Annotated in this window: 29 protein-coding genes; 19 read left to right on the forward strand and 10 right to left on the reverse strand. The window is 59.0% G+C overall.

From position 1 onward, the window contains the following. Positions 1-64: 64 nt before the first annotated feature. Positions 65-928, reverse strand: coding sequence for a VOC family protein (locus MUU53_RS06280; protein ID WP_247260132.1), 864 nt, complete (start codon positions 926-928; stop codon positions 65-67). A gap of 194 nt (positions 929-1122) precedes the next feature. On the opposite strand from MUU53_RS06280, the gene MUU53_RS06285 reads away from it, so the two are divergent. The 6 genes from MUU53_RS06285 to MUU53_RS06310 all read left to right on the forward strand — a co-directional run bounded on the left by MUU53_RS06285 (position 1123) and on the right by MUU53_RS06310 (position 3894). After that, on the forward strand, positions 1123-1533 hold the full coding sequence (locus tag MUU53_RS06285) for a universal stress protein (RefSeq protein WP_247260133.1): 411 nt from the start codon (positions 1123-1125) through the stop codon (positions 1531-1533). 14 nt (positions 1534-1547) lie between these two features. Then, positions 1548-1868, forward strand: coding sequence for a TraR/DksA family transcriptional regulator (locus MUU53_RS06290; protein WP_247260134.1), 321 nt, complete (start codon positions 1548-1550; stop codon positions 1866-1868). 142 nt (positions 1869-2010) lie between these two features. Continuing rightward, on the forward strand, positions 2011-2679 hold the full coding sequence (gene trhA / locus MUU53_RS06295; RefSeq protein WP_247260135.1) for a PAQR family membrane homeostasis protein TrhA: 669 nt from the start codon (positions 2011-2013) through the stop codon (positions 2677-2679). A 48-nt stretch (positions 2680-2727) separates the two neighbouring features. Then, on the forward strand, positions 2728-3006 hold the full coding sequence (locus MUU53_RS06300) for a BrnT family toxin (protein ID WP_247260136.1): 279 nt from the start codon (positions 2728-2730) through the stop codon (positions 3004-3006). Beyond that, a complete protein-coding gene (locus MUU53_RS06305; RefSeq protein WP_247260137.1) occupies positions 2990-3307 on the forward strand; it encodes a BrnA antitoxin family protein in 318 nt (105 codons plus the stop codon). The genes MUU53_RS06300 and MUU53_RS06305 overlap by 17 nt, the downstream gene beginning before the upstream one ends. A 68-nt stretch (positions 3308-3375) precedes the next feature. Then, positions 3376-3894 carry a GNAT family N-acetyltransferase gene (locus MUU53_RS06310; protein WP_247260138.1) on the forward strand — a complete coding sequence of 173 codons (519 nt, stop codon included), beginning with the start codon at positions 3376-3378 and terminating at the stop codon, positions 3892-3894. A gap of 299 nt (positions 3895-4193) precedes the next feature. Here the strand turns inward: MUU53_RS06310 and MUU53_RS06315 are convergent, their stop codons facing one another. From MUU53_RS06315 to msrB, 4 genes are all read right to left on the reverse strand, one after another. After that, complete coding sequence (locus tag MUU53_RS06315) at positions 4194-4508, reverse strand: hypothetical protein (protein WP_247260139.1); 315 nt, start codon at positions 4506-4508, stop codon at positions 4194-4196. Positions 4509-5054: 546 nt separating this feature from the next. Then, positions 5055-5498, reverse strand: a complete 444-nt coding sequence (locus MUU53_RS06320; RefSeq protein WP_247260140.1) for a hypothetical protein — start codon at positions 5496-5498, stop codon at positions 5055-5057. Between the two features lie 3 nt (positions 5499-5501). Further along, positions 5502-5714, reverse strand: coding sequence for a hypothetical protein (locus MUU53_RS06325; RefSeq protein WP_247260141.1), 213 nt, complete (start codon positions 5712-5714; stop codon positions 5502-5504). 94 nt (positions 5715-5808) lie between these two features. Further along, positions 5809-6213 carry a peptide-methionine (R)-S-oxide reductase MsrB gene (gene msrB / locus MUU53_RS06330; RefSeq protein ID WP_247260142.1) on the reverse strand — a complete coding sequence of 135 codons (405 nt, stop codon included), beginning with the start codon at positions 6211-6213 and terminating at the stop codon, positions 5809-5811. A 203-nt stretch (positions 6214-6416) separates the two neighbouring features. Between msrB and MUU53_RS06335 the strand changes: the two genes are divergently transcribed. From MUU53_RS06335 to MUU53_RS06380, 10 genes are all read left to right on the forward strand, one after another. Then, a complete protein-coding gene (locus MUU53_RS06335; RefSeq protein ID WP_377307102.1) occupies positions 6417-8771 on the forward strand; it encodes a putative monovalent cation/H+ antiporter subunit A in 2355 nt (784 codons plus the stop codon). Next, a complete protein-coding gene (locus MUU53_RS06340; protein WP_247260144.1) occupies positions 8768-9187 on the forward strand; it encodes a Na+/H+ antiporter subunit B in 420 nt (139 codons plus the stop codon). Before MUU53_RS06335 ends, MUU53_RS06340 begins: the two co-directional genes overlap by 4 nt. Then, positions 9187-9564 carry a Na+/H+ antiporter subunit C gene (locus tag MUU53_RS06345; RefSeq protein WP_247260145.1) on the forward strand — a complete coding sequence of 126 codons (378 nt, stop codon included), beginning with the start codon at positions 9187-9189 and terminating at the stop codon, positions 9562-9564. The genes MUU53_RS06340 and MUU53_RS06345 overlap by 1 nt, the downstream gene beginning before the upstream one ends. A 9-nt stretch (positions 9565-9573) precedes the next feature. Continuing rightward, positions 9574-11142 carry a Na+/H+ antiporter subunit D gene (locus MUU53_RS06350; protein ID WP_247260146.1) on the forward strand — a complete coding sequence of 523 codons (1569 nt, stop codon included), beginning with the start codon at positions 9574-9576 and terminating at the stop codon, positions 11140-11142. Then, positions 11139-11612, forward strand: a complete 474-nt coding sequence (locus MUU53_RS06355; RefSeq protein ID WP_247260147.1) for a Na+/H+ antiporter subunit E — start codon at positions 11139-11141, stop codon at positions 11610-11612. Before MUU53_RS06350 ends, MUU53_RS06355 begins: the two co-directional genes overlap by 4 nt. Then, positions 11612-11965 carry a cation:proton antiporter gene (locus MUU53_RS06360; RefSeq protein ID WP_247260148.1) on the forward strand — a complete coding sequence of 118 codons (354 nt, stop codon included), beginning with the start codon at positions 11612-11614 and terminating at the stop codon, positions 11963-11965. Before MUU53_RS06355 ends, MUU53_RS06360 begins: the two co-directional genes overlap by 1 nt. Beyond that, a complete protein-coding gene (mnhG, locus tag MUU53_RS06365) occupies positions 11965-12318 on the forward strand; it encodes a monovalent cation/H(+) antiporter subunit G (RefSeq protein ID WP_247260149.1) in 354 nt (117 codons plus the stop codon). The genes MUU53_RS06360 and mnhG overlap by 1 nt, the downstream gene beginning before the upstream one ends. A 406-nt stretch (positions 12319-12724) precedes the next feature. Continuing rightward, positions 12725-13153, forward strand: coding sequence for a Ros/MucR family transcriptional regulator (locus MUU53_RS06370; protein ID WP_062552876.1), 429 nt, complete (start codon positions 12725-12727; stop codon positions 13151-13153). A gap of 637 nt (positions 13154-13790) precedes the next feature. Further along, positions 13791-14237, forward strand: a complete 447-nt coding sequence (locus tag MUU53_RS06375; RefSeq protein ID WP_247260150.1) for a hypothetical protein — start codon at positions 13791-13793, stop codon at positions 14235-14237. Continuing rightward, positions 14224-15024 carry a DUF6456 domain-containing protein gene (locus MUU53_RS06380; RefSeq protein ID WP_247260151.1) on the forward strand — a complete coding sequence of 267 codons (801 nt, stop codon included), beginning with the start codon at positions 14224-14226 and terminating at the stop codon, positions 15022-15024. Before MUU53_RS06375 ends, MUU53_RS06380 begins: the two co-directional genes overlap by 14 nt. Before the next feature lie 4 nt (positions 15025-15028). On the opposite strand, the gene MUU53_RS06385 is transcribed toward MUU53_RS06380, so the two are convergent. Both MUU53_RS06385 and MUU53_RS06390 read right to left on the reverse strand, forming a co-directional pair. After that, positions 15029-15445 carry a SufE family protein gene (locus MUU53_RS06385; protein WP_247260152.1) on the reverse strand — a complete coding sequence of 139 codons (417 nt, stop codon included), beginning with the start codon at positions 15443-15445 and terminating at the stop codon, positions 15029-15031. 187 nt (positions 15446-15632) lie between these two features. Beyond that, entirely contained in the window at positions 15633-16097 is a 465-nt protein-coding gene (locus tag MUU53_RS06390) for a DUF5330 domain-containing protein (RefSeq protein WP_247260153.1), read from the reverse strand. 453 nt (positions 16098-16550) lie between these two features. On the opposite strand from MUU53_RS06390, the gene MUU53_RS23290 reads away from it, so the two are divergent. Together MUU53_RS23290 and MUU53_RS06400 are read left to right on the forward strand one after the other, a co-directional pair. After that, positions 16551-18119, forward strand: a complete 1569-nt coding sequence (locus MUU53_RS23290; protein ID WP_247260154.1) for a sensor histidine kinase — start codon at positions 16551-16553, stop codon at positions 18117-18119. Further along, the gene (locus MUU53_RS06400; RefSeq protein WP_247260155.1) at positions 18091-19167 is read left to right on the forward strand and encodes a peptidoglycan-binding domain-containing protein; all 1077 of its coding nucleotides are present in this window, start codon (positions 18091-18093) and stop codon (positions 19165-19167) included. The genes MUU53_RS23290 and MUU53_RS06400 overlap by 29 nt, the downstream gene beginning before the upstream one ends. Before the next feature lie 46 nt (positions 19168-19213). On the opposite strand, the gene MUU53_RS06405 is transcribed toward MUU53_RS06400, so the two are convergent. Beyond that, the gene (locus tag MUU53_RS06405; protein WP_247260156.1) at positions 19214-19447 is read right to left on the reverse strand and encodes a hypothetical protein; all 234 of its coding nucleotides are present in this window, start codon (positions 19445-19447) and stop codon (positions 19214-19216) included. 391 nt (positions 19448-19838) lie between these two features. Here MUU53_RS06405 and MUU53_RS06410 point away from each other — a divergent pair, with 391 nt between their 5' ends. Then, a complete protein-coding gene (locus MUU53_RS06410; protein WP_247260157.1) occupies positions 19839-20174 on the forward strand; it encodes a DUF1491 family protein in 336 nt (111 codons plus the stop codon). Between the two features lie 9 nt (positions 20175-20183). On the opposite strand, the gene MUU53_RS06415 is transcribed toward MUU53_RS06410, so the two are convergent. Together MUU53_RS06415 and MUU53_RS06420 are read right to left on the reverse strand one after the other, a co-directional pair. After that, entirely contained in the window at positions 20184-20795 is a 612-nt protein-coding gene (locus MUU53_RS06415; RefSeq protein ID WP_247260158.1) for a hypothetical protein, read from the reverse strand. Between the two features lie 197 nt (positions 20796-20992). After that, positions 20993-22039: a DUF2336 domain-containing protein gene (locus MUU53_RS06420; RefSeq protein WP_377307091.1), complete on the reverse strand. Its 1047-nt coding sequence runs from the start codon at positions 22037-22039 to the stop codon at positions 20993-20995. Positions 22040-22079 lie beyond the last annotated feature (40 nt).

Consider the following 22079-nt stretch of genomic DNA (forward strand, 5'->3'; position numbering starts at 1 on the left):
GGACAGAGGGGGGTGTTGAAAGGGATCGATCAAGACCGGGACATGCCATGTCTTGCGGTTACCCTTAAGCCACGAGATTGAGCCCGATGCCCCAGGGGTCTTTCAGCGCCCAGCCGGAGGCCGTCTTGCGGGTGGCAATTTCCAGTTTCTCAAGCGCAGCCAGAGCATTTGTCAAAGCGGCCTCATCGGCAAAACGCAGGGTGTAATCGGAAAGGCCGCTCATCGCATCCTGTCGAGCCGCCGCACCCCGGCTGTTCCAGATATTGGCCGCCACATGATGGTGATAGCCACCCGTGGCAAAGAAGCTGGCGCCCTGATAGCGGGCCATGATCTTCAGGCCCAGAACGTCGCGGTAGAAGGCATCGGCTTCCGGAATATTGCCCACCTGCAGGTGAATGTGGCCAATGGCCGTGCCAGCCGCCATGCCGGCGAAACGCTCCTGCGGTGCGCTGTCGTAAAGCGCCTGGAGATCGAGCCGACCGGTTGCCATTTCGACCGTGCCATCGTCATGATAGGTCCATTCCATCGGCGAGCGATCCCGATAGATCTCGATGCCGTTGCCCTCCGGATCAGACAGATAGATTGCCTCGCTGACGAGATGGTCTGATGCGCCCTCTAAACGGATACCGCTATGAGCGGCATGTGCCAGCCAGGCGGCAAGCTCCCGGCGGTTGGGCACCAGAAAAGCGGTGTGAAAAAGCCCGGCTGCATTGCGGGGCGCGGCCTTCACCTGTCCACTGGTGGAAAGGGTGAGAAGCGGTGTGCCATGGGCACCGAGAACCATGCCGCTCGAGGTCTTCTCCAGCACCGACAGGCCGATTGCCTGCTGGTAGTAGCCGCTCACAAGGTCCAGATCGCGCACCACCAGATGCGCCGCATCCACATGCGCGGGTCGGGTCAATGCAAAGGGCAGGGTCGTATCGGACATCGGATAAGCCTTGGGCCGTGTTCAAGATGAACTGAATATGCGCGCACACGTTCGTTCAAGAAAGATGGTTGATTGGCGAAACTTCGTTCACCAATAGCGAACGATAGTCCGTAGAGCCGACTTTGATTTCCATCAAGGCGCCTTTCACTCTCAAGACGGAGAATGGCTTCATCAAATCTCGGGAGATCACGCACATGTACGCATCCATCGTCGTCGCCATCGATATCGCCCAGCTGGATCGTGGCGAACAAATTCTGAAGAAAGCCGTCGCGCTTCTCGATCAGGGTGGCAAGATCGCTCTCGTCAACGTGGTGGAAGAACTGCCGAGCTATCTGGCCATTGATGTTCCCACGGATCTTCTGGGGTCGGCACGGCAGGAAGCGATGACCAAGCTTCAGAACCTGCGCGAACGTGTGGGCACCTCAGCCAGCATCGATGTGCGCACGGGCGCACCGGCCCACGAAATTCTGGCCGCAGCGCAGGCTTATGGCGCAGATCTCATCGTGCTTGCCTCGCACAAGCCGGATTTCTCCAACTATCTCATCGGTGCGACGGCGGACCGCGTCGTGCGCCATGCCAAGTGCTCGGTTCTCGTAGACCGCTGATCAGGAGGACCCTAATGGATACGCAACATTACCAGCAGGTGCTCGAAGCGCGCCGCAACGAACTCGACCGCCGTCTGCACAAGATCGAGGCGGACCTCGATCAGCCCGGCAATCCCGATGATGACGACCGGGCAATCGAGCGCAGCAATGACGAGGTGCTCGAAGGTCTGGGCGAGGCGGGTCAGAAGGAGCTTGCCTCCATAGAGGCAGCCCTTGCCCGCATCGAGGCTGGAACCTTCGGTGCCTGCGCCAAATGCGGCGAGCCGATCAGCGAGGCGCGCCTTGCAGCGGTTCCGCATGCGGCGCTTTGCTGTACCTGCATGAAAGAGCAGTAAGGGAGAAACTGACGCTACCGTCAGTTTTGACGATGTTTGAACGCGCATGATACAAAGTGATGCGCGTCTTCATATTTCCTCCGTTGCATCATTTTATGCTCTTCGGCATCTTGAGGGCTGATTTGAAGAGTGTTGGGACGATATGACGGAACTGTTTGCCTTCGGGCGCAGATATGATTTTCATGAAATCGTGGCCGATGGCGTGGTGCACGGCATTGGCATCGTGCTGGCCCTGATCGGGGTCACCGCGCTGATTTTCTATGCAACGCTGTGGGCAAGCCATGGCGAACTGGCTGCCGCCTGGGTCTATGGCATCGGCCTGCTGCTCTGTCTTTCGGTCTCTTTCACCTACAATATCTGGCCGCACACGCGCACCAAATGGATATTGCGCCGGTTCGATCACTCGGCAATTTTCGTTCTGATTGCAGCCACTTACACGCCGTTCCTGCAAAAGGGCGCGAATGATCCGCTGATCTTCGGCATGCTGATCTTTGTCTGGGCCGTGGCGGCACTCGGCATAACGCTGAAATGCGTTTTTCCGGGGCGGTATGACCGGCTCGCCATCCTGCTCTATCTCGGCATGGGCTGGAGTGGCATCGTGGTCGTGGCACCCCTGTCTCAGCTTTTGCCGTCCATCACGCTATGGCTCATCGTCATCGGCGGTGTCATCTATTCGCTCGGCGTCATCTTCCATGTGTGGGAACGGCTGCGCTTCCAGAATGCCATCTGGCACGGCTTCGTCATCTCCGCCGCCATGGTGCATTATTCTGCTGTGCTCACCTGCTTCAGCCTCACGCCCGTAAGTGCGTGAGGCCTTTGCCAAATTTCATTTGATCAATAATTTTTTGTATGTACAATAATGTTCAAGATAGTTTGGGACGAGCGAAAGCGTCTGGTCAATCTCGAAAAACACGGTCTCGATTTCGAGGACGTTATCGATTTCGAGTGGAGTTCCGCCAAGATCCTGGAAGGGACAACGGACGATTTCGGTCGTCGTCGTCTTAAGGCAATCGGGCGTTTCAGAGACGGTACGACTGTAGTAATTTTTGCACATCTTGGCACGGAGGCGATTTCCATCATCAGCTTTCGGCACGCAGGTTCGCGGGAAAGGGTCTGGTATAATGGTTACGACACCTGATCGATCAAATCACTTCGTCGAAGGGCGAGGGTATAGCCAAGCTGACTGGGACAGTGTCGACTCCGCGCCTCTGACAGAAGAAGAGCTTGAGGCTATGCGTCCTGCACGCGAAGTTCTCCCTGCTCAGTTTTTTGAGGCGCTCGATGTTGAACGCAAACGCAGGGGCCGTCCTGTTTCTGATAGTCCCAAGATCGCAGTGACCCTTCGTGTCGATGCTGATGTTCTCGAAGAATATCGCAAGCAAGGGAAGGGGTGGCAGACGAAGATGAACGAAGTCCTTCGCAAAGCAGCAGGCCTCTGAGATCCGCTGGACGCGTCCCCATATCATCTGATAAGCGAGACGAAACGTTTATCATAGTGGACAATCCCATGAGTGTTGCGCCCGTCCTCCGACAGGCCACCGAGGCCGATCTTCCCGCCATCCTTGCTATCTATAACGATGCCGTGGCGAACACGACGGCCATCTGGAACGATAATCTGGTCGATCTCGAAAACCGGCGCCAGTGGTATGCGGTGCGCAAGGCCAGGGGCTTCCCTGTTCTGGTCGCAGACCGTGACGGCGAGGTCGCCGGTTACGCGGCCTATGGAGAATGGCGCGCCTTCGAAGGCTTCCGCCATACGGTCGAACACTCGGTCTATGTGCACAATCAGCATCGCGGCGCGGGCATCGGTCGGCTGCTGATGAGGGAACTGGTGGAACGCGCGAAAGCGGGTGGCATCCACGTCATGGTCGGCTGCATCGAGGCGGAAAACAAGGCCTCCATCCGCCTGCATGAGGCGCTGGGCTTCCGCCATGTCGGAACCTTTGCGCAGGTCGGCGTCAAGTTTGGCCGCTGGCTGGATCTCACTTGCATGGAACTGAGAACCGGCAGCGGCGATCCGGTCTGAGCGTTTGGAACTCGGTGCCGTGTATTAAGAGTTCCCCTCCCCAACCCTCCCCACAAGGGGGAGGGAGCAGGTTGAGTATGCCGCTACTTTGGTAACCAGTAATTTTCGCAATCGAATGCGAGAGTCGGCCGCATATGCCGGCGGACTACCTCCCCCTTGTGGGGAGGGTTGGGGAGGGGTCCTTCTAAGGCGAAGCCATCCGCATCGCGACATCCTGGACTCTGGAAATCGCGAGACGTTCTCATACTGACGGAACCGAAACTCGAAGCCGCAGCAAGCTGAAGTGTAGCCGAAACGCCTCAATCGACATCCTGCCGGTCAAGGATATCTCGCGCCCGCCGCAGCGCCTCTTCCGGGCTGCTGCCGCGATGATAGTCGTCCGTGATGATCCGGCGAAGCCGGGATTTCAGGTCTGATTGTCCGTCCTCGCCCTGGGGTGCTGTAGGCGCGGGAAGAGAGCGATTTCCGCCGGAACGCAACCCGCTCTGAAGATCGTTGCGCAGATCGATCAATGCGCCGAGCACCTGCTCGCCAACTGGCTCCCCCGGTGCATAGGCCGCAGGCGGTCGATGAATGGCACCTGTGCCCCTGTCTGTGCCCCTGTCTGTGCCCAAGCCTTTGACCTGAAGACGATACCACAGTTGAAGAGCAAGAATGCCAATCAAGCTTGCGGGCGGCGTGAGGATTGTCAGCGCCTTGATCCAGTCGGATGATGCCTGCCACGTATCCAGCAGGTCGCCCAGAAATTGTAATCAGGCATTCCCTCTATCTCCCCAAAGTCACCTCGCAAGACGAAGCGGCCACCGGAGGCGAGAGCCTCTGGTGGCCGGGGAGCTAGAAAAATCGCAACAGAAACGACCGCCCTGACCTTTAAGCCGAAGCTCTGGACATAGTCAGGACCTCCCCGACCATAGAGACTGGTGGGAAGTGGACCTTATAGACATAAGACCACCGCCTCAGCCACGAACCTATGGCTGAGGGGTGTCATTTTGACGATCGACACCGACCGTCTGTTGCGGAGGTTTCTAGGCTCCGGGAAAGGCCCGTTACTGCCCTTCCTGACACAACCATAGGATATACGCGCTCAGCGTGAAAATGAATTTTCCTGACAGCGGATGCTCGCCAGTTGCAGAACACACGGCGGCCTGAACACCTCGCAGTCATTTCAATTGCGCTGCTTGCTCCTTCAGGCGAGCCTGCATGGCGACGGTAAGGCGGCCGCCGATGATGGGGCGATTGTGTTGGTTCGAGAAATAGATCGGTGACCAGGGTAGGATCATGTTGTCTTGCAGATCGAAGACTGTATCGACAGTCAGCCCGCAGGCTTGCTTTTCTGCAATATCAGAAACGTGGAAGCCTTGGGGAGGATCAAACTTGTCGATCTGCTTGGTGCCGTAAACCACATTGACATAGCCTACAACGAAATGCGCCCCTTTGATGAGAGTGCTTCTTGTGAAGGCTTGCCGAACAAGGCAAGGCCGGGCAGCAGGTCCGGGTTCTTTACCGAGTTGGCGATATGGATACTTGCACCACACCATGTCGAAAGCGACCGGAAGACCGGTCGCCTCGATATCGAAAATGTCATTCGGCCCAAGTACAGGCAATGTTTACCAGCCAGCGTCACCGACTGGTCTGAGGTCGTCCGGCGCTGGGCCAAAACGCTCTTCAACATCCTTGTGCAAAGCAGATTTCCACTCAGACAGAGGCATGCCGTTGTAGTCATCGAAGTCTGAAACGGAGCCCGCGATCTGCCCTTCACCATTGCTCGAATTCTTCGGGCTCTGGTGCGTAGGTCCGTTTTTGCGTGCGGGAACTCCCATTCGAAACTCCAGTCGGTTTTTCAACCAAAACAATCCATGAACATACTATCTGTTCCGGACCTACGTGGCAATGGTCGCTCCCGGCACGACCGGCTCACACCGGCTCGAACACCATCGAGTGACCGTTGATGCAGTAGCGCAGGCCGGTCGGTGGCGGGCCATCGGGGAAGACATGGCCGAGGTGCCCGTCGCAAGATGCGCAGCGGATCTCGATCCGCACCATGCCATGCGAGGTGTCGCGCAGTTCACGCACGGCATCGGGCTTCACCGGCTCGAAATAGCTCGGCCAGCCGCAGCCGGAATCAAACTTGGTATCGGAGAGAAACAGCGGTTCATTACATCCGGCGCAGCGATAAAGTCCCTTGTCCTTGGAGTTCCAGTAGGGGCCGGTAAAGGCGCGTTCCGTACCCTGCTGCCGCAGAATGCGATATTGCTCAGGCGTCAGCTGCTCGCGCCATTCGGCATCGCTCTTTTCGACCTTTGTCTTGACGTCGCTCATGGGTTTCTCCTTCTCTTTGCCGCTAAGATAAGAATGTAAAGGGCGATCACAAAGACGCCAGACGGGTGTTTTTTGCCTAAAATCATTGAGCCAGCTGTTGTGTTGTCGTAAGAAGTCTGCTCCCGACCCAAGGGATTCTCGTCAATAGTGTGCCGTCCGGCGCATGCACAGCAGCACTTTCCAGAAAGGAAGCACACACAGTGATCACCCTGTTTTGTCTCCTGCTTCCCGTCCTGGCCGCCGTCGTTGCTTCGCCGTTGACCCGGAAGTTCGGACACAATTCTGCGTGGTTTCTGGCGCTGGCGCCCGCCTGTTCGTTTTTCTACTTCGCCTCCCATCTGCCGGAGATCGCCAATGGTGAGGTCGTCACGGGTGGCTATGCCTGGGTGCCGAGCCTCAACCTGTCCTTTTCGTGGTTCATCGATGGGCTTTCGCTCACCTTCGCGCTGCTGATCACCGGCATCGGCACGCTGATCGTGCTCTATGCGGGGGGGTATATGAAGGGCCATCCGCAGCAGGGGCGCTTCTTTGCCTTCATCCTGCTGTTCATGGGCTCCATGCTGGGCGTGGTCGTGTCGGATAGCTTCCTCATGCTGTTCGTCTATTGGGAGCTGACATCGATCACCTCCTTCCTGCTGATCGGCTTCGATCACACGCGGGAAGCGGCGCGGCGTTCAGCCCTGCAGGCACTGGTCATCACCGGCGGCGGCGGTCTTCTGCTGCTGGCGGGCCTGCTGTTTCTCTGGAACATCAGCGGCATTACCCAGCTTTCGCTCCTCATCCATGGCGGTGATCTGGTGCGCGAAAGTCCGTTCTATCTCGCGGCACTGCTGCTCATTCTGGGCGGCTGCTTCACGAAGTCGGCGCAGTTTCCGTTCCATGCCTGGCTTCCCAACGCAATGGAAGCGCCAACACCGGTTTCGGCCTATCTGCATTCGGCAACCATGGTAAAGGCGGGCGTCTATCTTCTGATGCGGCTCAACCCGGTTCTGGGACAAACGCCCGCCTGGGAAATCCTCTTGCCCTTCTTCGGCGGCATTACCTTGGTTGTGGGAACCTTCTTGTCGCTGCGGCAGACGGATCTGAAGCTGATGCTGGCCTATACCACCATGGCCTCGCTCGGCCTTCTGGTCATGCTGACGGGCTTTGATACGCAGCATGCCATTTCCGCCGCCGTGCTGTATCTGGTGGCGCATTCCCTGTTCAAGGGCGCACTGTTCATGGTGGCGGGCATTGTGGATCACGAGGCCGGGACGCGCGATGTCACGAGGCTTGGCGGTCTGGGCTCGGCCATGCCCATTACTTTTGGCGCCGCGCTTCTGGCTGCCCTTTCCATGGGTGGTTTGCCGCTGTTCTTCGGCTTTCTCGCCAAGGAAGAGATCTACTACGCACTTGCGGGCGGCAATCCTCGCGCCATCCTGTTCACCGCTGTTGCCGTTGTCGGCAATGCCCTGATGTTTGCCATTGCCTTCGCCGTGGCGCTGAAACCATTTCTCGGCAAGCCGGTGAAGACGCCGAAGCACGCGCATGAGGGTCCGGTTCTTCTGTGGCTTGGCCCAGTCGTGTTGGCGGGCCTTGGCCTTCTCGCGGGCCTGTTTTCCAGTGTCGCCCATCGCTTCATTTCGTCACCCATGGCCAGCGCCATTGAGGACAGGCCGGTGCAGGTGACGATGTCCACCGTGCCGCATCTGGGCGTGCCGCTTCTGCTCTCCGTCGTCACCGTGGCGCTCGGCGCTCTCGTCTTCTGGCGGCTGGCCCAGGCGCGCATGCTGATGACGAAATTCATCGATGCGCTGGGGCCGGGACCGGACCGCGCGTTTGATGCCTTCATCGCCGGTCTGGTGAAGTTCTCCGGTGCCGTTACCCGTTTCGTGCAGCCGGGCCGGATGGATGTCTACGTGACGGCCACCTTCGTTCTGGTTGCCGTAACCCTCCTTGTTCCGCCCATCGTCTATGGCGAGCTTCCGGCGCTGCCGGCATGGCCTGCCGATGTCATGCTGCATGAATGGGTCTTTCTTGCCATTGCTGCCATCGGTGTCGTTGCCGTGCTCACCGCCAGCAACCGCCTCACGGCCATCGTCGCGCTCGGCATTCAGGGCTTTGCCGTCGCCGTTCTCTTCCTGCTGTTCGGTGCGCCGGATCTTTCCTTCACCCAGTTCATGGTTGAAACGCTGTCGGTCGTCATCCTCGCACTCGTCATGACGCGACTGCGGTTGATGCCATCCGATCATCGCCCGCTTTTAGAAAAACTGGGAGATGGTACAGTCGCCGTCGCCTGCGGTCTGGGCTTCATGCTGTTGTTGCTGAAGGCAACGCAAGGCACGTTCAACAACAGCCTGACGGAATTCTTCAACGCCTATTCCAAGGTCATCGCTCATGGCGCCAATGTGGTGAACGTCATCATCGTCGATTTCCGCGGCACCGATACGCTGGGCGAAATCGCTGTAGTCATGATCACCGGCCTTGCCATCCTGGCGCTGATCCGCATCCGCTCCGGTTCCTCCACCCTCAAGCCTCGTGATAACGATCCCGATGCACCGGAAGGAGAGGGCGCATGAATACGCTGATTTTCCGTACTGTCGCCCCTTTCTTGACGGCGCTGATGATCGTCTTCTCGATCTTCGTGCTTCTTCGCGGCCATAACGAGCCGGGTGGCGGCTTCATCGGCGGGCTTATTGCGGCATCGGCTTTTGCGATCTATGGCATCGCCTATGGCGTGGCGGCGGTGCGCCGTGCGCTGTGGTTCCACCCGCTTTCAATTGCCGGGGCAGGGCTAATGCTGTCGGTCGTCTCCGGCCTGATTTCGGCTTTCGCTGGCGTGCCCTTCATGACAGGCTTGTGGATTTATCCGAAACTCTTCGGTGTGGAAGTGCCGCTCGCCACCGTCATTTCCTTTGATATCGGCGTCTATCTCGTGGTTGTTGGTTCCATCACTTCCATTGCGCTTGCTCTGGAAGAAAAGGATGATGCGTGATGGAAACACTTTTCGCGATTCTTGTCGGCATCCTGTTTTCCGCTGCCATCTATCTCCTGCTGTCAAAGCAGTCCGTGCGCGTGCTGCTCGGCATCGCTTTGCTCGGCAGTGCGGTCAACCTTCTGCTGTTCACCTCTGGCAGGCTCACGCGGGAAATACCGCCCATCATCGCGGCAGGGCTAGATGCGCTGCCCAATAATACGGCCAATCCGCTGCCGCAGGCGCTTATCCTTACGGCTATCGTGATTTCCTTTTCCTTCTTCGCCTTCCTGCTGGTGCTGACCTATCGCGCCTTTCAGGAACTCGGCACGGACAACACCGACGAAATGCGTCTGGCCGAACCGAAGAACGAACCCATGCCCCCAACCGGTTATTGAGGACGGACCATGGCCTCTCCATCCTCTTTGTCCGTCGATCTGTCGCAAGCCTTCGTCATGGCTCCTCCGGGCCTTGGCGAGTGGCTCGTCATCCTGCCGCCTGCGCTGATGATCACCGCAGGCGCTCTGCTGATGATGATGCGGCACCGCGTCGACCGTCACGGCTTTATCGCCATTCCGGCGCTTGTGGCTCTGGTGCTCATCGATGCAGCGCTCCTATGGAAGGTTTCGACCGGCGGTCCCGTAACCATGATGATGGGGCGCTGGCTGCCACCCTTCGGCATCGCTTTCACGGTGGATGTGCTGGGCGCGCTGATGGCGCTCGTCTCTGCCCTTGCGGGCCTGGCGGCGGGTATTGCGGCACTGACAGACATCAGCGATAGCGGCCGCCGCTACGGCTTCTTTCCGTTCCTGATGCTGCTGATGGCCGGTGTTTCCGGCGCCTTCCTGACCGGGGACATCTTCAACCTTTATGTCTGGTTCGAAGTGCTGCTCATCTCGTCCTTCGGTCTGCTGATCCTGGGGTCCGAAAAGCAGCAGATCGATGGTGCGCTGAAATACGCCGTACTCAACCTGATTGGCACCACGCTGTTCCTCATCTCGGTCGGCTATCTCTATGCCATCTTCGGCACGCTCAACATGGCGGATATCGCGCTGAAGGCGCGGGAGATCAACGGCGCGCCGCTGATGACTTTGTCGGCCCTGTTCATTCTCGCCTTCGCCATGAAGGCAGCGGCCTTCCCGGTCAATTTCTGGCTGCCCGCCTCCTATCACACGCCGCGCATCACGGTGTCGGCGCTTTTCGGCGGGCTGCTGACGAAGATCGGCATCTATGCGCTGCTGCGCGTCATAGTCATGCTGTTTCCGGTGCAGCGGGAAGAGTTAAGCCTTGTGCTGGCGATTGTTGCGGTCCTCACCATGGTCCTGTCCGGGCTTGGCATGCTGGCCCAGAACGATCTTCGCCGTATGGCGGGCTTTGCCGTCATCCTCGGTATTGGCAACATGCTGGCAGGCATAGCAACCGACACCATGGTCGGTCTGTCCGGTGCCGTGCTCTATGCGCTGCATTCCATTCTGGCCATGACCGCGCTCTACCTCGTAATCGGCCGGGTGAAGGCGCTGACTGGTTCCTGGACGCTGTCGGCGGGCGGCGGTATTTATAGCATGGCGCCCGGCTTTGCCTTCGTATCGCTGGCGTTGTTCCTGGCGGTGGCGGGCTTGCCGCCATTCTCCGGTCTCTGGCCGAAGATCATGCTGGTCAAGGCATCGGTTGATATCGGCGCCTGGTGGCTGGCGGCGGGCATTCTCATCTCCGGTTTTCTGGCCACCATCGCGCTTGGCCGCACCTTTCTTCTGGCCTACTGGCGGCCTGCTCCGGAGAGCGCTGCCTCTGTCATCGCTGGACCGCTCAAGCAGGACCGGCTGGCGGCTGTCGCCATTTTGGGGCTGGCAGCTCTCATCGTGCTGTTTGGCCTGTTTCCCGAAGCGCCATTGTCCCTGTCGCAACAGGCAGCGACCGGTCTACTCGACCCGCAGTCCTATGTCCGTTCGGTCTTCCCGCAAGGAGGTGCGCAATGACGGCCCTTGGCCTCAACCTGCTTCTTGCCGTATTGTGGATTGCCTTCAGCGGCAGCGCTACCTTCGTCAACTTCCTGTTCGGCTTTCTGGTGTCTGCGCTCGCTATCGGCTTGATCCGCGAACAGGCTGAAGGCGTCAGCTATCTGAGGCGTGTGCGCTTCATCCTGTCTTTGACGATCCTCTTCTTCAAGGAACTGGCGCTGTCCGCCTGGAAGGTCGCAACACTCGTCCTGCGGCGGGATATGGACCTGAAGCCCGGCATCTTCGCCTTTCCGCTGACAGTGGATCGCGATTTTGAGATCACCCTGCTTGCCAACCTCATCACACTGACGCCGGGAACATTGTCGGTGGATGTTTCCGAAGATCGCCGCACCCTCTATGTCCACGCGATCGATTGCTCCGATCCCGAAGGCACCAAGCGGGATATCGCCGAAGGGTTCGAGCGCAAGATCATGGAGGCGTTCCGCTGATGATGGCAGCAACTCTGTTCAATTTTGCAGTATGGCTGGGTCTGGCGATCCTGAGTGTCGCCTTTCTTATGACGGTCTATCGGGTGGTGAAGGGGCCGACGCTTGCCGACCGTGTTGTCGCTCTGGATATGCTGGTTGGCATCGTCATCGGCTTCATCGCCATCATTGCGGCGAAAACCGGCTTCACGCTTTACATCGATATTGCCATTGCGCTCGGGCTCGTGGGCTTTCTGGCAACAGTTGCCTTCGCGCGCTTCATCCTGTCGCGCCAGACGGCGGATGAAGAGGGCGGCAAGTCCAATGGCGAGCGAGCAGCAAAGAGAACTCATGCTACCGCGAGGAAGGTGCGTTGATGGCCGACCTTTTCAATTTCCTGTTTCTGTTGGTAATTGCGGTCCTCATTGTCGCAGGCAGCCTGTTTTCTCTGGTTGCAGCAATCGGTCTCAATCGCCTTCCCGATGTGTTCACGCGCATGCATGCCGCCTCCAAGGCGGGAACGGTGGGCTCCGGCCTTCTGCTGCTTGCGGCAGGCGTTCACGCAGGGGAACTGTCCATCCTCTTTCGGGCCCTTGCCGGGTTCCTGTTCTTCATTTTGACGGCACCCATTTCGGCGCATCTTCTGGCCCGCGCTGCGCATGAGGTGGGCTACAGGTTGAATGAAAAGACGGTCATAAACGAATTGCGACGGGACAGGCCTCTTGAATAAAGGGGGTAGCGTTCCAAATAGAGGGGCCATTTGCGCTGGATCGCATTGAACATGAAATACTATAACTTCTCTATTGGGTGAGATCAGAATAAACACATGCAAATTGTATTTGGACTTTGTTCGGATCGGTGTTATTCGCATTAACACAGAGTACGAATATTGACATCCGCTTCGCTCACCTGGCCATCTGCCCCTTCCAAGAACTGTATTCATGGTTGTGGCATTCTTGTCTTGGCTGAGTATTGCGTATGCTAAGTAATCCGATCTCGTTCTATGGTTGTCCCTGTCGAGCCTAGGGGTGGGTTCGGTTCATCTTCAAACAGGTTCAGCACATTGGGTGAGGTCGCTGTGAAAATGGCGGGCGGCTTGCCGTTTGCCGAGCCAACAAAAAAACAGGAGATCTAAGATGACTGAACTTGCAGCAGGCAAGGCGCCCGATTTTCTGGTGGAACTGACCGCCGATATCGTGGCCGCCTATGTCAGCAATCATGTCGTGCCGGTGGGTGATCTTTCCAACCTGATCGCCGACGTGCATTCCGCCCTCAGCAACACCACGTCGCCCGTGCCGCAGCCAGCCGCTGTCGAAAAGCCGAAGCCACCTGTTCCGATCCGCAAGTCGATTGAAGACGACTATCTGATTTGCCTGGAAGACGGCCAGAAGTTCAAGTCGCTGAAGCGCCATCTGATGACGCACTACAACATGACGCCGGAAGAATATCGTGAAAAGTGGGGTTTGCCCGCCGACTACCCTATGGTTGCTCCGGCCTATGCTGAAGCCCGCTCGCGCCTTGCCAAGGAAATGGGCCTCGGTCAGCGCCGCAAGCGCGCCAAGTAAGTGTCCTGTCCCCGGGCCCGATCCATCGGGCGCCGGGAGATATGCCTCGGCCCGCGCGACCTGCGCGTTCACAGCCGCCAGTTCCAAAGGGTGAAGATCCGACCATTGTGCGACCGCGCAGTAAGAGTGCGTCAGCTGCATACGGCGTGACCGGTTTCGCTTTCAAGCAGACCCCTCCCCAACCCTCCCCACAAGTGGGAGGGAGTTCCCTCTCATCTTTCCGCAACCGCCCGTTTCCTCGTTGATAGCTCTTGTAGGCTTGATGGTCGCGGTACGTTCCATCTGCAACCTTCCTCCTGTGGCGAGGGCGTTCGCCTGCATTCGCGATCAGGGTCGCTTTCTCTTTTCTGACTTTTGGGTTTTTGTGCTGGCGGCATGCTCGACCTGCTCCCTCCCCCTTGTGGGGAGGGTCGGGGAGGGGATCTTTGACGTTGCATGCACCGATATCCGGTGATCACTGTAACTCTGCGGTGGCGCGGGGCTCGCATATCGACTGCTAACCTCGAAATAGGAAAAAAATCGTATATCTTGCGCAGTGTTAGGCCTGAAATCCTAAAAAAAAGTGAAGGACCCCTTCCCAGTCCGGATTGGATGGCGCTATGGTGTATGAATTAATTCCTAATTTGAGGAGTTGTTCATGTTATTCGACGATTCAATTTCGGCCTCTGCCTCCGCATTTTTCAGCCACGATCGGTCACAGGCCTTTCATTCGGGCAAGAGGGCGCGTTCACATTTACCATCGCCATCGCGCTCCCGTCTTCTGCACCATTGCCTGCAGATGGAACATACGGTGCTCGCCATCGAGGATCTTCTGCCCATCATCAGCCGGTCCCGTCATAGCGTCCGCGAGCGCAACAGCCGACTGATCACGCTCTATCTCTGCCACGTCGTGCTGGGCCTGTCGCAGGTCACTGTCGCCCGCATCTTTGGCATCTCCCGAACGTCGGTGCGTGAGGCCTGCCAGGCAGTCGAGAACAGTCGCGATGATCACCATCTGGATGTGGTGCTTGAAATCGTCGGCCGTCTCGGCGCGCGTTTTGCGCAACAGCAAGAGATCCAGCCGGAGGTCGATGCAGATGAATGATGGCGTTCAATTACTCAGGCTGCTGCGCACTCTGCTGGCTGCACCGGTTGGGCTTGCCGCGGCGCTTGGTGCAGACGGACTTGTTTTGACTCTGGGGCAGGGCGGAAAACGCAGTTTTCCCGGAACGGTCTACGACCTTGCGCTTTCTTCCGGCCTCATTGGGTGGTCCGGATCCATGCTCCAGGCGCGACCCGAGGCTCGCGCCTATCTGCGCCGCGCCATGGCTGAACGGGAAGAGGAAAGCTTTGTCACCCAGCACCGGCAGGAGGTGTGCGGCGAGGTGGAGATCGGCGGCGAAAGACAGGCGGTGACCCGCAATCTGCTGGAGTCGCCGCTCGGACATCTTCGCCGTCTGAAGGATCGTACCGGCGCACCGTTCCTGCCGCAGGAGGCGGTGGATGCGGGCGATCGGCTGGCCGCGGATTTCGAGCGCGGACAATTACAGCCCAGCATCACCTCCACCTGGGAGCCTCGACTGGCAACGCGTAGCGCAGGGCAGGGCGGCGGCAAGCAGGATCTGACTGATAGCGCAATGATGGCGCGCGACCGCCTTTGGCGCGCGGTGGACGCCATCGGGCCGGAACTTGCCGGTGTGGCGCTGGATGTCTGCTGCTTCTACAAGGGGCTGGAACAGGTGGAACGCGAACGCGGCTGGCCCACCCGCTCCGCCAAGCTCATGCTGCGCACAGCGCTTCTGGCGCTTGCCCGTCACTACGCGCCGCCACCGGCCAATCCCCGCCGTCACCAGTGGGGCGCCCAGGACTACCGGCCCGCGATCGATCGCTGAAAAGTCATGCTGCCGCGCGGGCTGCCTCGTCGCGAATGCGCTTGACCATGGAGCGCAGTCCGTTAGCCCGCTGGGTGGATAGGTTCTCCACCAGACCGATGCGGTTGAAGATGTCGATCACATCGGTCGCGGCGATCTCGGAGGCGCGCTTGCCGGAATAGGCGGCAAGAACTATTGCCACCAGGCCGCGCACGATATGCGCGTCGGAATCGCCCTCGAATGTCATGAGAGGGTCCGAGCCTTCCTCTGTATGGGAGACGAGCCACACCTGGCTGGCACAACCGTTGACCTTGTTCTCGGCGGTCCGCTTGTCTTCGCTTAAGTCAGGCAGCGCTTTGCCGAGTTCGATCACATAGCGATAGCGATCTTCCCAATCGTCCATGAAGGCAAAATCGTCGATGATCTGGTCGATGCTGGTCATGCTGTCTCCGCCACGCGTGTGATACTTCCATATAGGAACTTCACCCGGCAACGGAAACGGAAAAAAAACGCCGCAGGAGCATGATTCTTGCGGCGTCAGCAAAGCTGAAAGTCAGGGGCAGTAACAACCTTTACCGGGATTGCCCGGTGCAGGGATCGGTGAAATTCACTCCGGTTAGTGGCTAGGCTTACCGGTCTGGCCGCTTCATTGGCAGGGGAACCACGGTTCCGGTCACGACGGCATCGGAGGAAGCGCTGGTTCTGTCGGCGCTGGGTTTTGGCGGCATTGGCTGCAGGTCAGGTTTGGCCACCGTGTTCGTCACGGTGTTTGCAGCGGCATTGGCGGCCAGTTTCGGCTGCGCCGCCTGTTCTTCCGCCAATTGCTTGTCCAGGAATTCGAAGGCAACGCGGGCACCTTCCTTGGCGCGGGCGGTCAGGGCAACGAAAGCCTCTCCGCCTTTCTCGCATACCTCGGGTTTTTCGGTGCAGAGCGAACTGATGTAGCTATAGGCGCCGCTCGCTGCCGAGATGGCTTCGGCCAGCTGGAGCTGGTTCGCTCCGGCTTCACCGGCGTCGGGCGTGTGGGTGCTGAAGTAGGATAGCACCACCAGCCCCATGCCGAAAACCACACTCGTCTTGAAGAGGAACCACATTGCTGTTCATCCGCCCGTTTGCTTGCCACCGGCTTGTTCTCGCCGGATCTGTTCTGACACCCACACTAGAACGCAGGCAGAAAAGTCCCGTTGCGGTAAAAGCCAGCATTTGGATCAATATTATCTCGAATTTTAGTGATCACGTCACAACGCACCGATTTCGCCAATTTGAAGCGCATTTTAGGCGTCGGTGTTAAGCATAAATGTGGCAAAGGCTCACAGTTATCGGGCATTCCACAGGTCATTGACGCCCCACTGGTTAACGAAACCGTGAAAATTGAGGGAATTCCGATGCTTACCCTCGGTTAACCACGACCGGAATTGCACCGTTCCGAGACATTCAAAACCGCTTTTCGAGCCTCTTAAAGGGGGTTTTCGGGGTCTGCTTTTATAGTTTCCTTAAACCCCCGAGGCCTATGGTCGCTCCATCGAGATTCGCGATTAGGTATTGGTGTGCGCGTATTCAGAAACATCGGCGGCAAGGCTCTCCAGACGGTAGACCGTGCGGCCCGGCATTGGCTGCATCTGGTGGCCGATCGCGATGACGTGCGCGCAGCCGATGTGGTCGCGCTCAGGCTTCTGGCGCTGGTGTGCCTGGTCAGTCTCTTCGTTCTGCCTGTTCTTTCGGTCCTGCTGTTCAGCCCCGCTCTCGCCTTGCCGGTAGCCGCGGCGCTGATGCTCGCCTGCCTCGTCTGCATCACCGCGGCGGGCCTGGTGCTCGTGCGCGACCGCACGCATTATAATGACACTGCCGAAGAAGCCCTGCCGGAATTCTCTGCTTTCGAATGTGGACCGGGCATTTCCTTCCTCTGCGATATGCAGGGCAGGATCAGCCGTACCGGTGGCCGCGACCGGCATCTTCTGCCCGCCTCGCGCGCGGAACCAAAGGGCCTGACCCTTGCCGAACTCGTGCATGTTTCGGATCGCATCGGCGTGGCCCAGGCGCTGGATCGCCTGCGTCAGGGTGCCGAGAGCGCGACCGTGGAAGCGCGGCTGGAGCATGGCCTGGATCAGCAGGGCGGTCGCCAGTTCCTGTCCACCATCCTCGATATGACGGCCATCTTCAATGGCGATGGCGAGTTGAGCCAGGTCTATGTCCAGATGCGCGATCAGACTGACGCGGTGACGCTGCGCGAACAGGTCGCCTTGCATTCGGCAGAGGCACAGTCGGCCAATGAGGCGAAGTCGCGTTTCCTCGCGGCCGTCAGCCATGAACTGCGCACGCCGCTCAACGCCATTCTCGGTTTCTCGGATGTTCTGATCGGCGAGTATTTCGGCAAGCTCGAAAACGATCGCCAGCGGGAATATGTCGGCCTCATCCGCCAGTCCGGTCACCATCTGCTCGGCGTCGTCAACGCCATGCTGGATATGAGCCGCATCGAGGCAGGACGCTATGAACTGCTGACGGAAAGCTTCGAACTCGCAGAGGTCGTGGAAAACTGCCGTGCCATGCTGGATCTTCAGGCCCGCAATCGCGGTGTCACGCTCGCAACCCGCGTTCCCCGCAATCTCGGCGAACTGGTGGCAGATCCGCGCGCCGTGCAGCAGATCCTCATCAATCTTGCCGGCAATGCCATCAAGTTCACCGAAGCAGGCGGCGTCGTCACCATCGATGCCCTGCGTGAAGGGCATGAGATCAAGCTCGTCGTCAGCGATACGGGCATCGGCATTCCGGCGGAAAAGATTTCGCTGCTGGGCCAGCCTTTCTGCCAGGTTCAGGATGGTTACACCCGCAACTTCGAAGGCACGGGTCTCGGGCTTTCGCTGGTCAAGGGGCTGGTTGGCCTGCACGGTGGACAATTTACCATTGAAAGTCGCCTGGGCGAAGGAACCGTGGTAACGGTGGTTTTCCCGGCAGAAGGTCCGTCGATGGACGCCAACGCGCCATCTCATGAAAATGCCGTCCGGGCTGCGGTAGAAGAAGCCGTCGAATTTCCTCCCCGTTTGCATGCAAAGGCAAACGTGGCTGTAACGAGTAGACAGGGAATTGCGCATGACCGCGCGGAAGCGAAAAGCGCCTGATCGCAGAAAGGCGCCGGTAAAACAGCCGGGCCTGCTGGTGCAGGCTCTCACGGCACTCAGCCGTGCGCTCACCCGGCATCCGCGTCGCGTGGCGGGTCTTCTCAGTGTCTGTGTGGCGTCCAGCTTCGTGGCGGCCAATGCGCTATGGTATCAGCCGGAAGGCCACCCCGCGCCCTTCTTCAGAACGCGCGATGCAACGGACCCGAGCGGCATTGCCGGTTATCGTCCGCTGTCCCGTCCGCACGATAGCGATGTGACGACCATCCGCATCCAGCGCGCGACGGATGAGGATCTGCGCCAGATCATCCGCGCAGAAGCGCCGGCTCCGGCAAAACAGTCTGCCCCCGCCCAGGCCGCTCAAGCTCCCGCAATACAGGCCCCAACCACGCAGCCTGTCGCGCAGCCCATGTCGATTGCCGCAGCCATCCACGCCGCCGAACCGCAGGCATCTGCCCAGAATGCACAGGCGAATGGAAGCCCAAATGTGGGGCATCCCGTTCCGGAACAGCCGGTCGGCTCCATCAAGGGCCCCATTGCGGTGCCGGTGCAGCGGCCTTCCGGCAGCCTGAAGGGTGAGGATCCCGTGGCCGCAGCCATTCGTACCGCAGAACGTGGCGCCCCTGCAGCGCAGGCCATGCCGCGACCACCGACGGACATTCCAGCTGCGTCAAAGGCTGCGAAGCCGGATCAGGCGCCGCTGAAGCCGCAACCGGTCTCAGCCACGCCGCGTGTACCGGCAGCCAACGGCCTGCCTCCGGCCACGGTGCAATCCCCGGCCAAGCAGGCGGCCAGCGCCCAAAGTCTCCCTGGCCAAAGTCAAGTAGGCCAGATGCCCGCTTCACTGCCTGCGGGCGAAAACGCCAATCTTATCATGCAGATCCAGCGTGGGTTGCTGAACATCGCCTATACGGATGTCACGGTGGATGGCGTAGCGGGAGCGCAGACGAAAGCTGCCATCCGGCACTTCCAGAAGCACTACCGCCTGCCGGAAAATGGCGAGCCCTCCGAGCTTGTCCTGCGCAAGCTCAAATCCATCGGCGCGCTTTAAAGTATTTCGTCCAAACTTTCCGGTGATCAGGTCGCGAGATCCGGTCTTACTTCGGATGCTCCTGCGCAAACACCAGCAGGTTCCAGGTCACGGGGCCTAGTACGATGTGTTCATGATGGTGGGTCGGAATAGCTTGTCCCTTGCCAAGAGCAATCTCGTTGCCGCAGGCCTTGCAGCGATAGATGCCACTGTTGAACACGATTTGTCCGGGCTTGTAGGTCTGGTCAAACGCCCCGACATCGCTCTGGCACATGTGGTGGGCATATTTGTACTTCGCCATTGGATCTCCGTCATGGATTGCGCTCGCCGGTGACAGAAGCTTAGGCGTTTATTTCTTAAGCCTTTTCAAAATCATCCGCTCAATTGCCCCGGATTGGTGCGAATTTACGCGTCCTGAAGCGAAAACCGCCGCGCATTGTCTCATTCCGCGTCGGTGGGTCATGATCCGATCAAAAATTTCCCCTCCCCAACCCTCCCCACAAGGGGGAGGGAGTTTGCTCGCATTCTTGGTAACCGCCTGTGTTCCCGTTCAGGCGAGCAAGGTAGCGGCGTACTCGACCGGCTCCCTCCCCCTTGTGGGGAGGGTTGGGGAGGGGAGGAATTTCGTGCAAAAGCTTCAGGTCCTGGATATCCCGCGATTTCCTTCCAGCCGGATGTGTTAGAAAGCACCCATGAGACTGAAATCGGAAATCTTCATCGCGGCCTTGACCCGGCGCGTCTTCGGGCAGGGCGGTTTTGCCGCCATCGAGCAGCGCGGCGCGGACGAGGCAGGCGCCATCTTCATTCGCCAGCGCCATCGCGATGGCCGGGAAACGCTTTATGCACCCGCACCACAGATGATGGTGGAAGAGCCGGGCGAGCGCCGGTTCGAAAAGCGTCTGGAAAAGGTTGATCCCGCGACGGTCGACGAAGCGCTCGCCCGCGAGCGCCGCTTCGACAGCGATCTCTGGCTGGTAGAGCTTGAAATAGACGAGATCGGCGATCTCATTTCGGTTGTCGAGGGTTAGTAGAACCGTTTATGCCGCGTCCTTCTTCTCATCGAGATAGGGCTTGGCGAGAATGGCCTGCGGTGCGGTGGTGCTTTCACCAGTCTCCTGTTGAGCGCCATCCAGAACCAGCGTTTTCACCACATCTGCCATGGCCTTCAGCTTCACCGCTTCCGGGTCTGGCGTCTCCGCCGCTTCTTTTGCGGCAACGGCATCGTCATAGGCCTTCTGCTTGGCTGCGACATCCTCGGCAAAGCGCGCGAGCTTTACATCCTCGGCGGAAGGTATTGGGTTGATCAATGCGCCGCCACCCGGAAGGTCCGTCCGAATTGTAAATGCTTCGGGCGGGAAGGCGTCCCGGTTGGTCATAATCACTTCAACAAGCGCATTATGACTTGCATTGTTGGGATGCACACGAGAGCCGTCCGGGGCAGTCCGCTCCATGACCTTTTTATACTCTTTGTTGAATTGCTCAACAAAGTTGGGGTTTTCGGCAAAGGCAGTGAGAATGCCTTTGAACACAGCGGGCGAACTCGCCTTGAAATTCGATGAGCCGAGAAACCCCTCGACGGAGGATGCATTCTGCCCTGATCGCAAAACAGTCAGCGCAGCAGTATTATTGACAGTTGAAATGGATGTCATTCTTGTCCCTCCCGGAAGCGCCATGCGCCATTCATGGCAAGACGCCCGAGCTGGGGGAGCGAGCCTCATGCCTCTCCGGTTTTAACCAGACGAGAGTAATAGAGATTCGGATTCGATACAACCAATGAGATGCATCAATAAATTTGAATACTCTATAAGTAGAAACTCATCAAGCGCGGAATGCAAGACACCGCGCGTCAGGCTCGTCTGACTTTGGCAGTCACCTGTTCGGCACCATCGTTGGCGGCTGCCGTTGTCTGTTCGGTCTCCGACATCTCATGCTTGTCCGCATAGGTGTAGCGGTCGGCGCGGCACCAGGCTTCCAGACGGCGAATGCATTCGTCGTCCTGCAGACTGTCCCACAGGATTTCGCCGCGGGAAACGCCACCGACGGATTCCTTCAGGTGTCCATAAAGCCGTTCGAGAATGAAGAAGGCCTCCTGCGCATCCATGCCCAGCGCCTTCAGCGTCGTCGCCAGTTGCAGGCCGGAAATATCCATCATGATGCGCTCTGCCAGCCACCGACTGGCGCTCAGCGTATCGGCAAGGCAGGTGGCGAAGGCATCCGCATCCCGGCTGCGGGCAAAGCGCACCATCAGCGCCTCCTGCACATCGGTTGCCGTGCGAAGCCCCAGCCTATCGCTCGTCGGGCGCGCCTGCATGGCCGCCAGCTGCTTGATCTTCTGGCGCAGCGCCTCATCGCGCTGTGCCGCTTCCGCCGCCTCTGTGGAAAGCGGTTGCTGCGTCGAAGGCACAGCAGCGGGCGTCGCGGGCTGCTCTGCGATCGGTGTCTTGTCCACCGGTGCCTTGTCCGCTTTCGCAGGCAGGCGGGCATGGCGCATGCTGACCAGCGCATCGATCACGGCGGGCGAAAGGGCAGGGCGGCGCACGATGGCGCGCGCGTGTTCGGCACCCTGGCAGCGGGCGATCGCGATCAACTGGTCATCGTCGAGACAGGGCGATGCCATCAGAAAGGGCGCGGCAATCGCAATCGGCTGGCTGGCGATGAAAAAGGCAACGCTGGACGGCACCTGCTCGCACTGCGAAAGGGCTGCAACTGCCTGGCGCCGTGCCTCTTCGCTGGAGGCGGTGTAGAGCGGCGAGAAAAGCTCGGCGAACTGGCGCAGCTCCGATTTCGTCGGATGTTTCAGGTCCTCGAAACTGGTGACCGTAGCCATCAGCACCACATCCTTTTTACGCAAAGCCTGCGGCTTCTCAAGTTCCCGATAGCGGTCCACGCTCATATCCACCGACGCATGACTAACAACAGACGTTTCAAGCTTA

It is taken from the genome of Affinirhizobium lemnae (assembly GCF_022968395.1).
Lineage (GTDB): Bacteria > Pseudomonadota > Alphaproteobacteria > Rhizobiales > Rhizobiaceae > Neorhizobium > Neorhizobium lemnae.